At 61.5% G+C, this 12,503-nt stretch carries 11 protein-coding genes; 3 read left to right on the top strand and 8 right to left on the bottom strand.

The features are described 5' to 3' along the window. Positions 1-13 precede the first annotated feature (13 nt). From ACS4RS_RS08070 to ACS4RS_RS08050, 5 genes are all read right to left on the bottom strand, one after another. Entirely contained in the window at positions 14-1,900 is a 1,887-nt protein-coding gene (locus ACS4RS_RS08070; RefSeq protein ID WP_439011391.1) for an MFS transporter, read from the bottom strand. 186 nt (positions 1,901-2,086) lie between these two features. Next, a complete protein-coding gene (locus ACS4RS_RS08065; RefSeq protein ID WP_449313938.1) occupies positions 2,087-3,349 on the bottom strand; it encodes an ABC transporter permease in 1,263 nt (420 codons plus the stop codon). After that, entirely contained in the window at positions 3,346-4,038 is a 693-nt protein-coding gene (locus ACS4RS_RS08060; protein ID WP_439011393.1) for an ATP-binding cassette domain-containing protein, read from the bottom strand. The genes ACS4RS_RS08065 and ACS4RS_RS08060 overlap by 4 nt, the downstream gene beginning before the upstream one ends. Before the next feature lie 6 nt (positions 4,039-4,044). Beyond that, positions 4,045-4,512 carry a hypothetical protein gene (locus tag ACS4RS_RS08055; protein WP_439011394.1) on the bottom strand — a complete coding sequence of 156 codons (468 nt, stop codon included), beginning with the start codon at positions 4,510-4,512 and terminating at the stop codon, positions 4,045-4,047. Positions 4,513-4,609: 97 nt separating this feature from the next. Next, positions 4,610-6,364, bottom strand: coding sequence for an alkaline phosphatase (locus ACS4RS_RS08050; protein WP_439011395.1), 1,755 nt, complete (start codon positions 6,362-6,364; stop codon positions 4,610-4,612). 68 nt (positions 6,365-6,432) lie between these two features. On the opposite strand from ACS4RS_RS08050, the gene ACS4RS_RS08045 reads away from it, so the two are divergent. From ACS4RS_RS08045 to ACS4RS_RS08035, 3 genes are all read left to right on the top strand, one after another. Next, complete coding sequence (locus ACS4RS_RS08045; protein ID WP_012559370.1) at positions 6,433-6,663, top strand: hypothetical protein; 231 nt, start codon at positions 6,433-6,435, stop codon at positions 6,661-6,663. A 111-nt stretch (positions 6,664-6,774) separates the two neighbouring features. Then, the gene (locus ACS4RS_RS08040; protein ID WP_439011396.1) at positions 6,775-7,809 is read left to right on the top strand and encodes an aspartate-semialdehyde dehydrogenase; all 1,035 of its coding nucleotides are present in this window, start codon (positions 6,775-6,777) and stop codon (positions 7,807-7,809) included. Positions 7,810-8,079: 270 nt separating this feature from the next. Then, positions 8,080-8,901, top strand: coding sequence for a lytic murein transglycosylase (locus tag ACS4RS_RS08035; RefSeq protein ID WP_439011397.1), 822 nt, complete (start codon positions 8,080-8,082; stop codon positions 8,899-8,901). Positions 8,902-8,952: 51 nt separating this feature from the next. On the opposite strand, the gene ACS4RS_RS08030 is transcribed toward ACS4RS_RS08035, so the two are convergent. The 3 genes from ACS4RS_RS08030 to pdxY all read right to left on the bottom strand — a co-directional run bounded on the left by ACS4RS_RS08030 (position 8,953) and on the right by pdxY (position 12,251). After that, entirely contained in the window at positions 8,953-10,566 is a 1,614-nt protein-coding gene (locus ACS4RS_RS08030; RefSeq protein ID WP_439011398.1) for a diguanylate cyclase, read from the bottom strand. Between the two features lie 96 nt (positions 10,567-10,662). After that, positions 10,663-11,304 (bottom strand): carbonic anhydrase, encoded by a 642-nt coding sequence (locus ACS4RS_RS08025; protein ID WP_003589561.1) that lies wholly within the window; start codon positions 11,302-11,304, stop codon positions 10,663-10,665. Between the two features lie 71 nt (positions 11,305-11,375). After that, complete coding sequence (gene pdxY / locus ACS4RS_RS08020) at positions 11,376-12,251, bottom strand: pyridoxal kinase PdxY (RefSeq protein ID WP_439011399.1); 876 nt, start codon at positions 12,249-12,251, stop codon at positions 11,376-11,378. Positions 12,252-12,503 lie beyond the last annotated feature (252 nt).

The raw sequence follows: 12,503 nt of genomic DNA, 5'->3' as shown, positions 1-12,503 counted from the left end.
GCTGAAGCGCCGATCAATCCATGGCGTGGATATCTCTGTCCTTCGTTTCCGGCAGGAAGATCAGGCCGATCACCAACGTGATCGACGCAAAGACGATCGGGTACCAGAGACCGTAATAGATATCGCCCGCGGCAGCGCTCATCGCGAAGGCCGTCGCCGGCAGCAGGCCGCCGAACCAGCCGTTACCGATGTGATAGGGCAGCGACATGCCGGTATAGCGGATGCGGGTCGGGAAGAGCTCGACCAGCAGAGCGGCGATCGGGCCGTAGACCATCGTCACATAGAGGACGAGCACGAACAGGATCGCGATCGTGCCGATCCAGTTGACGCGGGTGGGATCGGCGGTCATGGCGAAGGTGCCGCCATTGGCGACGTTGTAGACCGCCATGTCGGTGACGCCGTTGGCCTCATCCGCCGTCAGCAGCTTGGTCTCGACCAGCTTGGCCGCCGGCATGGTTTCCTTCTCGCCGGCACGCACGGTATCGGCATTGAGCGACAGTTCCGGATTGGCTGCGATGAAAGCATCGAGCTTGGCATCCGGCACCTTGGCGGCGCCGCGCTTCAGCGGATAGCCGGCATCGTGGAGCGCGATATTGACGCCCTTTTCGAAAGCCGCGGTCATGCCCTTGGCCTTGTCACCGGCGGCAACGACGTCGAAGCTCGGGATCGTCTCGTTGCCGACCTTTACCGTTGCCGGCTGACCGGCGGGACCGGGCACGACATCATAAGGCACCGAGTTCTTCGTCAGGAACGCCGTCGCCACGTCGCAGGAGCTGGTGAACTTCGACGTGCCGGTCGGATTGAACTGGAATTTGCAATCCGCCGGATCGGCCGTGACCGTTGCCCGGATCGAGGCCTGTGCTTCGGCAAGCGCCGGGTTCGCCGTCCAGGTCATCGCCTTGAACAGAGGATTATACGTCACCGCCGCAATGAGAAGGCCTGCCATGATGATCGGCTTGCGACCGATCTTGTCGGAGAGACCGCCGAAGATGACGAAGAACGGGGTCGCGAGGAAGAGCGCGATGGCGACCATGATATTGGCCGACTGCAGGTCCACCTTCAGCACGTTCTGCAGGAAGAACAGTGCATAGAACTGGCCGCCGTACCAGACGACCGCCTGGCCCATGGTGGCGCCAAGAAGCGCGATGATCGCAATCTTGGCGTTTCTCCAGGTCCCGAAGGCTTCGGTGAGCGGCGCCTTGGAGCCCTTGCCTTCCGCCTTCATGCGCTGGAACGCCGGCGATTCGTTCATCTTCAGGCGGATCCAGACGGAAATGCCGAGCAGGACGACCGAGACCAGGAACGGAATGCGCCAGCCCCAGGCGGCGAACTGAGCCGGGCCCATCAGATATTGAACCAGGACGATAACGATCAGCGACAGGAACAGGCCGAGCGTCGCCGTCGTCTGGATCCATGAAGTGAAGTAGCCGCGGCGTCCGTTCGGCGCATGTTCGGCGACATAGGTTGCCGCACCGCCATATTCACCGCCCAGCGCCAAACCTTGGAGCAGGCGAAGCGCGATCAGGATGATCGGGGCTGCGATGCCGATGGTCGCAGCACCCGGTAGGACGCCGACGAGGAAGGTCGACAAACCCATGATCATGATTGTCACCAGGAAGGTGTACTTCCGGCCGACCAGGTCGCCGAGACGGCCGAATACCAGCGCGCCGAAGGGGCGCACCAGGAAGCCGGCGGCAAAGGCGAGCAGCGTGAAGATGTTGCGCGTCGCTTCGGGATATTGGGTGAAATAGGTTGCGCCGATATAGGTGGCGAGCGAACCGTAGAGGTAGAAATCATACCATTCGAAAACGGTGCCGAGCGAAGAGGCAAAGATCACCTTCTTCTCTTCGCCCGTCATCGGACCGGCCTTCGCGCCGTCGATGCTTGCGACATTTGCCATTGTCTGTCCTCCACAGAGTGATGAGCACGCGTGCGACCTACTCTCCTCAAAGCAGACCCCTGGCCGCGACACGCCTGACGAGAGTGTGCCAGAAACGGCAGGTCAGAAAGAGAGATGCTTTGGGATTATGACTTTAGTCGAATGGCAACGCGCTTTGGCAGGCAGCGGAGTCGTCAGCCGGGCTGGTTACGCTCTCAGCGCCTGCGCCGGCGATTGCCGGTAGGCGAGCACCGCCGGCAGTGCGGCCAGAATTGTGGCGAAGGCGAGCAGCACCACCGCAAGCCCGGCGTCTTCACGGGCGAAAACGACCGGCATGGCGATCCCGCTCGTCTCGGAGAACATGCCGGACAAGATCAGCGCCGCAGCATAACCGAAGGTGAATCCGAGCCCGATGCCGACTGCCACCAGGAAGAAGAACTCCAGCCAGACGATGCCGAAAATCGCGCCGCGCGGGGCGCCGAAGGCCCGGAGCGCGCCGATCTGGCGGCGGCGTTGGCCGGTATGGATGACCGTGACCAGCACCAGCGAGGCGGCGACGAGCGCTTGCGCGCCGGCGGCGACCGCAACAAGGATCTGCTTGGCGTCGCCGAGCGTGCCGTAGAGATTGGTCAGCACTTCGCCGGGGAAAACGGCGACGGTATTGCCGCTGCGATAATCCTGCCGCAGCTTGTAGGCGTCGGCAATCGTCTTCGGTTTGACGAGGATGGCGGGAAGGCCGGGAGCATCCACAGCCCACTTTTCGTCGATTACGGCATCTGGGTCGATTTCGCCGTGCTGCTCATGTGCATCGTGACCGGCGCCTTGATGCCCATGATCGTGTCCGGCCCCGGCTTCATGCTCCTCCGCCCCCAGACCATGGATATGCCAGACGGCCTGGATCGGAACGAGAATGGCCCGGTCCCAGGCCGTGCCCGTCGGCCGCAAGCTGCCGACGACGCGATAGACGAGTTCGGTATGGGTCTCGCCGCCTTCTTCGGCCAGGCCATGCATCGGCTTGATCTCGCCGCCGAGCGGCAGCTTGACCGCCGAGCCGATCACCGCCTCTCCCTCACGGGCGAAAATCTTGCCCTTGGCGAAGCCGTCAGACAGCTTGTCCACTAACGTCACCGTCGTGCCGACGATCGGATAGCCGGAGAAGGAATCACCGAAGCCGATCGGCGCGGCCCAGCCGACGCGGGGATCGGCGGCAAGCCTGGCCAGCACATCGCCCGGCATTAGTGGCAAGGGCGAAGGCTGCAGGAAGACAGAGGACAGCACGAGCTGCGTCTCGCTGCCGCCGGCGCCGATGACGAGATCGAATTTGTCGGCGGCGCGCGCGCTGCCGAGACGAAGCGCGCGCTCCTGCAGCACGACGCAAACGCCGAGCGCCGTCGCAAGCGCCACCAGCAGCACGACCACAAGCGACCCCGCCCAGAGGCGACGAAGATCGGAAAGGATGAAACGGATCATGCAGCCTCTCCCGCCGTTGCCGCGGAATCGTTGCTGACCCGGCCGGAACCGAAGATGATGCGCCGGTCGAAGCGGCCGGCCAGGCGCTGGTCGTGTGAAACGACGATCAGCGTGCTACCTTCGGCAATGGCGAGATCGAGGATGAGATCGCCGATAGCCTCGCCGCTCTCGGCATCGAGGCTCGCCGTCGGTTCATCGGCAATGATGACGCCGGGCTTGCGCAGCAGCGCCCGGCCGATCGCCACGCGCTGCATCTCGCCGCGCGACATGGTTTCGATCTTCTGGCCGGGGCGCGAAAGGCCGACCGTGCCCAAAAGCGCATGCGCCCGCTCGATGACGGCGGCCGTGGCGGCACCCGCAAGCCGTGCCGGCAGAAGCACATTCTCCACCGCCGACAGGCCGGGAAAAAGATGAAATTCCTGCATCACCAGGCCGATATTGGCGGCACGGAACCGGTCGCGCCGGCTTTCGGAAAGGCCCGCAATATCCTCGCCGTTCCAATGGATGCGGCCCTGGCGGGTCCGCTCCAGCCCGGCAATGATATTGACGAAGGTGCTTTTGCCGGAGCCGGACGCGCCGGTAATGGCAACCCTGCTGCCGGCATCGATCGACAGGCGGCCAATCGCCAACGCCGGCGAGGATAGGCCCGGGAAGGTGACATCAAGATTTTCGATATCGAGAGCGAGCATATCGGTTCAGATGGCGGAATATTCGGCCTGGCGCATACGCAGCAGGCTGACGAAGCCGGTGTCCGGGTCCGTCCAGGAACCATATTCCAGCATGCCGCGCACTTCGATCGTCTGGCGCGGCTGCACGAAGGTCTGTTTCTCCAAGAGATAGACGACGACGATATTATCAGGCCAGTCGGCATCCGAGGAGCAGAGGGGGCAGAGCGACATCGGCACCTCGGTGAGCACGAAGAACTGCGCCTCGGCCTTCAGCGGTGGCGCCATGAAACCTTTTATGCTGATTTCCTGCCCGGCAAGGCGCTTCACCTTGTCGGAAAATTCGAGGCCGAGCACGCCAAACTTGCCATAAAGCTCATCGAAGCTGATCACGGAACCTGCAGCAAAACTCGGGCGAGCAACAGCGGCGAAAGCCAGCGTGCCGATGGCGCCGATCAGGCCGCGGCGGCTGAGATGCAGCGAAGGGAGCTTTTCCATGGCGATCTCCAAGAGTTAAATCCCGGCCGCTGAACGGCCGGGACCGTGATCGACGAAACAGGCAAGGCCGGCAAGCGACTGCCGGATCGGCTTCGGATCAGTTCGTCTGCTTGGCGCCAAGAGCGAAGGTGTCGGCGAGCACGCGATAGACGTCGCTCTGTTCCATGTAGCCATGGAACTCTTCCGAACCCGGACCCGCCGACTGCAGGACGACGTCGTCGACCGCATGGACGCCGCTGTCGCCGGTCTTCGGAATATTGCCCTGAACGAAGACCGCGCCGGGAACATCCTTGTACTGCTCGTTGGCGACATATTCCTTCTTTTCGTTCTGGACAGCCGGAACGAACGGACCATCGAGCTTCGGACGGAAGGTCTCGTAGTGGTCAGGGCCGTTGTTGGCGCTCAGAAACAGGCGGCGGCTGACGTCAATCTTGTCAGGGTAACCGTCACCGTTTTCGTCCTTGTAGTTCGGGAAGCCGGCTTCCGCATAGGTGCCGACTTTTTCGCGCATTTCCGTGCCGGGCTTGTCGTCATCGACGGTGCCGATGATCGATACACCGTGAGTGTGGTCGCCGGTGACGACGATCAGCGTGTCCGGATGAGCCTTCTGGAATTCGCGGGCAACGCCGATGGCCTGGTCGAATTCGATGGTTTCGATGACGGCGCGATCCCAATCGAGCGGATGGGACATCTTGTCGATCGAGGAACCTTCGACCATCAGGAAGAACCCGTCCGGATTCTTGGAGAGGCGGTCGAGCGCAACCTTGGTCATGGCGACGAGACCCGGCTGGTTCGGGAACTTGTCGACTGTGCCCTTCTTCAGGAACTCGCGATCGAGCGTGACGTCCATATTGCCGGTGTGGAACAGACCGAGGAGATTGCCTTCCGCCGATGCATTGGCGGCGAGCTCGTTCTTGTCAGTCGCAAGCTTGTAGCCGGCATCCTGGAACAGCTTAATGTAATCCTGGTTGTCCTTGCGCTTGGAACCGGGGACCTCTTTGCCGAGGAAATAGGCCGAGCCGCCGCCGAGCAGGACTTCCGGCTTGACGTCGAGCAGCATGCCGACGACATCGGCCTTGTCGTTGCGGTTGCGGGTATGGGAAACGACGGCAGCCGGCGTGGCGTCCTCGACTTCAGCGGTCGCAACGATGCCGATCGACTTCTTGGTCGTGCGGCGGACGGCTTCCCCAAAGGTTTCGACACGCGGGTCATCGAGCGAGGCCGGCGTACGGTCCGCATAGACGCCAATCGCGTTGACGGCCGTCTTGTGGCCCGTCATGAAGGCCGACATGGTGTTGGCCGAATCGGTATCGACCGCATTTGTTGCCGAGGTGCCGATGAAAGCCATGCGATCGAGATCGTCCATGTTCAGGCGGCCATTCGCCTTGCCTTCGGTCATGCCCTTGGACATGATGCGGGCAGCGGTGCGATGGGCAACGGAAAGACCGTCACCGAGCAGGAAGATGATGTTCTTGGCCTTCGGCTGGGCCGCGGTTTCGTAAACGTTCCAGGTGACGGACTTCATTTCGTCGCCGGCGGCGACTTCGATCTTGTAGGCACCGGGAGCGGAAATCTTCAGGCTGCGCAGGAGCAGAGCGGAACCGAGGGCCTTATCCTCTTTGCCCTTTTCCAGTTCGATGAACTGCGCTTCGCCGCCGAGGACGGTCTTGTAGTCCTGACCGTTGACCGTGATCTTCACGTCTTCGGGCTTGACCTGCTTGTTGAGTTCGACCTTGAAATCGAACGGCGAACCGGCAAGAATCGTTGCGCGATCGAGCGGATAGACCGTCGTCGCCTGAGCGGCGCCCGCAAGCATGGTGGTGGCCGCAAAGGCGGCAAGAAGCGTACGCATGGAAAACCCCCGTTTTCGTTGCAGACATTGAGAACCTGGCCGGGATACCTGCCGAGGATGACAGCGGCATGACAAAACGTCGCAGCATCGCGGCCGCCGCTTTCGCCTCCTGCTTCGAGCGCAAAAACCTTGACTCCTGTGGAAAACCTTCTAAGAGCAACAGCGGAAAAGGAATCTCCATGGTTCGCGACGAACACGCCATTGCTGACCGCAATGACCGGGCACGGGTTGCCGGGGTGGATATTGCCGTTCCGGTTTCTGCCAAAACCAAGGCCAAAACGACGACGAAAACCGTCTGACGTCTCTGGCCTGCCGCTCTCTCCCCGGCTCGGCTGGGGACAGGAAGACGCGATCCGTCGCGCCTTTCCCCTCACCGGACAAGAGGAGAGAAGAGAAAGAGAGCTTGAGAAATGGGTTTCAAAGTAGCAATTGCGGGAGCAACCGGAAATGTCGGCCGGGAGATGCTCAACATTCTCTCCGAACGCGGCTTCCCCGCCGATGAGGTCGTGGCGCTCGCCTCCGCGCGTTCGCAGGGCACCGAGGTTTCCTATGGTGACCGGACGCTGAAGGTCTCCAATCTGGAGAATTATGATTTCTCCGACACCGATATCTGCCTGATGTCGGCCGGCGGCGAAATCTCCAAGAAGTTTTCGCCGAAGATCGGTCAGCAGGGCTGCATCGTCATCGACAATTCCTCGGCCTGGCGTTACGACGCCGACGTGCCGCTGATCGTGCCGGAAGTGAACCCGGACGCCATCAGCCAGTTCACCAAGCGCAACATCATCGCCAATCCGAATTGCTCGACCGCCCAGCTGGTGGTGGCGCTGAAGCCGCTGCATGACTTCGCCAAGATCAAGCGTGTCGTCATCTCGACCTACCAGTCGGTCTCCGGCGCCGGCAAGGACGGCATGGACGAGCTCTTCAATCAGACGCGCGCCGTCTTCGTCGCCGATCCGATCGAGAACAAGAAGTTCACCAAGCGTATCGCCTTCAACGTCATCCCGCACATCGATAGCTTCATGGAAGACGGCTATACCAAGGAAGAGTGGAAGGTGCTGGCCGAGACGAAGAAGATGCTCGACCCGAAGATCAAGGTGACCTGCACGGCGGTGCGCGTGCCTGTCTTCATCGGCCATTCGGAATCGGTCAACATCGAGTTCGAAAACGAAATCACCGCCGACCAGGCTCGCGACATCCTGCGCGATGCACCGGGCTGCCTCGTCATCGACAAGCGTGAGGACGGCGGCTACATCACGCCTTACGAATCCGCCGGCGAGGACGCGACCTACATCTCGCGCATCCGCGAGGATGCGACGGTCGAAAACGGCCTCAACATCTGGGTGGTCTCCGACAATCTGCGCAAGGGCGCGGCATTGAACGCCATTCAGATCGCCGAGCTGCTCGTCAATCGCGGCCTTGTCAAGCCGCGCAAGCAGGCCGCCTGATACGATTTGTAAACCATAATATGCTAAAGCCCTGCGGATGAAGGCAGGGCTTTTTGCCGAGCCGTAGGCGCCCTTTGTCCATAAGCGCTTACTAAAGGGTGATCGTGACAAAATCGCCTTCGGCTGGCATTCTGCCCGGCATCAAGGCTAGGCCATGCCGCCCGAAACCGCGTAGCGGTTTTGGGGACATGAACAGAACGAAGATTTAAGGCGCGTCGCACGTGTCCGATCGGCCGCGGCGCGCTTCAGCAGACCGGAGCGGGGTTTCTCATGCGCATGACAACATTCCTTCTGGCCGCGTTTACGACAGCCGGCGTGCTCCACGCGCTGCCGGCAGCGGCCCAGGGCGCCCAATGCGGCAACAATAGCAGCGGTTTCAGTGCATGGGTCGCCGACTTCAAGCAGGAAGCGGCGGCAAACGGCGTCAGCCGCTCGGTCCTCGACCGCGCCTTCGCCAACGTCAATTACAACAAACCGACGATCGCCGCCGACCGCGGCCAGAAGAGTTTCAAACTTTCCTTCGACGCCTTCATGCAGAAGCGCGGCGGTGCCGCCGTCATCTCCCGCGGCCGCAGCATGAAAGCAGCCAACCAGGCGCTTTTTGCCTCGATCGAACGCCGTTTCGGCGTTCCCGCCGGCCCGCTGATCGCCATCTGGGGCATGGAAACCGGTTTTGGCAGCTATATGGGCAATCAGCATACGCTGTCGGCCGTTTCGACCCTTGCCTATGACTGCCGCCGTTCGGACTATTTCACCGATCAGCTCTATGCCGCGCTCCAGCTCGTCTCCGAGGGTTATCTGAGCCCGCAGGCCAAGGGTGCTGCCCATGGTGAAATCGGTCAGACGCAGTTTCTGCCGCGCAATGTCGTGCGCTTCGGCGCCGACGGCGATGGCGATGGCCGCGTCGACATGGTGGGTTCGCGCGCCGATGCACTGGCCTCGACGGCGAATTTCCTCAAGGGTCATGGCTGGCGCGCCGGCGCCGGCTATCAGCCCGGAGAGCCGAATTTCGTCGCCATCCAGGGCTGGAACGCCGCCAGCGTCTATCAGCAGTCAATCGCCTATATCGGCCAGCAGATCGACGGCAAATAGGTCTTCTTCGACTACAACACCCGAAAACGCCGTTACGACATGCGGCGTTTTTCATATGCGGGAATCAAAGCCGCCGCCGGAGGCTGTCTTGCGGCGCTCCTCCTGCGCCGGCACGATTGGCCCCGAAACGACACAGTTGCGGCCGGACGCCTTGGCGGCGTAAAGCGAGAGATCGGCACGTTTGACCAGATCCTCGAAGTTCCGGTTGGCGGCTTCATTTGCCCGGCCGGCGCATCCGAAACTTGCCGTCACCTTGAGAACCTCGCCATTCTCCAAGGGGATTTCCGCCGCCTCGATCGCCAGCCGCACGCGCTCGGCAACGATTGCCGCCTCGTCGGGCGTCGAATCCGGCAGGAGCGCCAGGAACTCCTCGCCGCCATGGCGCACCAGCAGATCGAAGGAGCGAAAATGCGCGCGCGCGACGCCTGCGACATGCCGGAGCACGGCGTCGCCAGCGTCATGGCCGTTGATATCGTTGATCTTCTTGAAATGATCGAGGTCGAAAAGCACCACGGAAATCCAGCGTGATCCGTGCTCGGCCTGCGTGAGAAGCGCCGATGCGGCGAACTCGAAGCCGCGCCTGTTGTAAAGACCGGTGAGGAGATCAGTCTGGGCGGCGTTGCGCAACTCGCCGACCAACGTCTCCCGGTCCCGCGTCAGCCGATCGAGCAGGCGCAGACCCCGTGCTGCCAGCACCATCACCAATGTCGCGAGAATGAGCAGGCCGGCGCACAGCGCCAGAATCCGCGTCAGGTGCAAATGCGAGCGCGTCGAAAAGTTTTCGCCGGTCTCGTGAATATCTCGCGCCGCCTCGATCATTTTCTGCTGCAGGAAGGTCATGCGTGCACTCTGTACAGCCGCCCAGACATCGCGCACCGCGCGCGTCGGCCGCGATCCGGCGAGGATGGCATCGGTGATCGCATTCGCCTTCACCTGGTCGCGGCGATCGAGATAGGCGACGATGTCGCGCACGATCGGCGCCGCCGAATGGAAGACCATGTGGTCCATGCCCTCGCCGATCATGACCTTGCCCTGCACGAACAGCTCCACCGGAAATCTGGCGGAAACGCTCTGGTCGAGGTAACGGCTGCCAATCCCGGTGATCAGCCTCTCCCCGTAGTAGGTCAGCATAATGCCCATTAGCTGGTTGGATTTCTCGAGCAGCACCGGATCGCTGATCAGGGGTGAAAGCGCATCGACGACGGCAAGCTGTTTGAGGGCTGCATACCAATAGATGGACCCGGGATCGCTGCCGACATAACGGCCTTTGTCGACGGCGCTGCGCGCGGCGACGATGCGGCTGTAGGCAAGGCTGAGACTCGACAATTCTTCCACAAGCCCTTCGTCGAGCGTATCGCGGGAAGGCAGGCTGGCATAGAAGGCAAGGCGCTCGTCATCGAGCGTTACCCGGCTCTTCTGCATATCGGCGGCTGTCTTGCTGCTCGGATGCGCGAGATAAAGGCGAGTAGCGCCGATCTCACTCAGGATCTCCGTGGCCGCGATGGACCCGCCACGGGCTAGCACGTCGGCGAACTGCCGGTCTTTCTCGAGATCCCTGTATTGGTTGACTGAAGCCCGTATGACGACGACGCCTTCAATGAGCATGAAGACGAAGGGCAGCATGATCGCGGCCAGGATAACCCTTTTGATGGTTTCGAACTTCATCGCCAATCGCCACGGTGCTCAAAACGTCGGTCGTGCGCGACCAATTGACGCCAATCTTAGCAGCAATTCTTAATAAACTGATAAAGCGGCAGATCCCTAGATTTCGGGACGAATGAAGTCACGTGTCTCGGCATCCATCACCCAGAGTTCGCCGGTCGAAATATCGAACCATGCGCCATGGAGATGCATTTTTCCCGCTTCCTCGAGCGCCTTGATGTCGGGGAAGCTTCTGAGATTTTCGATCGAATTGCGGATCGAGACACGCTCCAGCGCCGTCTGCCGCTCGGCGGCCGTCATCACGTCATTGCTCTGGATCTGCTCGGCAGCGGGCTTGACCAGCGACATCCAGCGGCCGATGAAATCGCCCGGCGACAGCGGCTCGGCATTCGGATCGAGCGCGGCGCGGATACCACCGCAGCGGCCATGGCCCATCACGACGATATCCGAGACCTTCAGCGCCTGCACCGCAAATTCGAGCGCGGCCGACGTCGAATGGAAATGACCGTCCGGCTCGTAGGGCGGCACCATGTTGGCGACGTTGCGGATAACGAAGAGCTCACCCGGGCCGGCATCGAAGATCAGCTCCGGCGCCGCACGTGAATCCGAACAGGCAATGACCAGCGTGCTAGGACTCTGACCGTTTTCGGCAAGCAGCCGATACCTGTCGCGGGCGTCGGCATAACGCCCGTTCATGAAGTTGCGGTAACCGTCCAGAAGGGAATTTGGAAAACGCTGCATGCTTCTGGATTAGCGCGCGCGGGAGACAAGATCAACTGCTGCACCGCAAAATGAGTGCATTGGCGGATGCGTCATTTTTTCCGCCGCTGCGCCGGGTGCACGAGCCGGCGCATCTGCACCATGGCCATCGGCGTCGAAAGGCTGGAAGCATCGCTCGCCAGCATCAGCTCGTTGCTGCCGCGCTTGACGGCGCGCGCCAGCACCTCGAAGACGCTTGCCGTGGCAAGTTGCAGCGCCTTTTCGTCCTCGAGACCGGATAGCAGGCGCGAGAGGAAAACTGCGGCCAGCAGGTCGCCGAGACCATTCGGCGGGTTTTCGACGACGCGGTGCTCGGCAAGAAGCGCGTGACGGCCGGAAAGATAGAGATTGCCGGTACCGCCTGCCATCATCGGCACGGCCGAGGTGACGAGCATGCGCGACGGCCCGAGCGCCAGTGCCGCCTCCATGATCGCGCTGTTGTCGTCAAGCGCTGCCCCGGACAGCCATGCAAGCTCATAGCGGTTCGGCGTCGCGAGCGAAGCGAGCGGGATGAGATGATCGCGAATGGCCTCCGCGGTCGCCTCCGGTACGTAGAGACCGCCAAGATCGCCCATGACGGGATCGCAGACATAGAGGAGTTCGGGATTATCTTGCCTGAGTGCAGCGATCAGCCGGGCGACGGAGCGCACCTGTGCGGCATTACCGAAATAGCCAGAAAGCACTGCCTTGACTTCGCCGATCCAGGGTGCCCGGATCAGATCGTCGATCGCCGCGTCGAAATCCGCTTCCGCAAATGTCAGCCGCGTCGAGCGGCCGTGCCCGGGATGCCAGGGCAGCACGATGGTCGGCAGCGCCCAGACCGGATGACCAAGCGTCTCCAGCGCAAAGACAGCCGCCCGGTTTCCAACCGAGCCGCGCACCACATGACTGGAGATGACAATGACTGCGCCCGCCGCATTTTCCGACATGAGACAAGATCCGAATGATGACCGCGTTTGATGATCTTTTTGACGCCGCACTGTCAACCATTCTTCACGTGGGCATGGAAATGTGCGGCGGAACGAAAAACAAAAAGAGGGTCCTCCGGCTCGTTTTGACCACGAATCGGAAAATCTCCGACAATTTCCCATTTCAAGCGTCAAAAAAGCATCAAAGCGATCCCTCAAGGCGGAATTTTAGAGATTTTTTCGTGAAATCTTCTGCTAGCTTGCAGAAAACCA

It is taken from the genome of Rhizobium sp. F40D2, assembly GCF_051810745.2.
Classification (GTDB): Bacteria; Pseudomonadota; Alphaproteobacteria; order Rhizobiales; family Rhizobiaceae; genus Rhizobium.
Note: the sequence above shows the minus strand (reverse complement) of the source record. Positions and strands in the feature narration are given on the sequence as shown.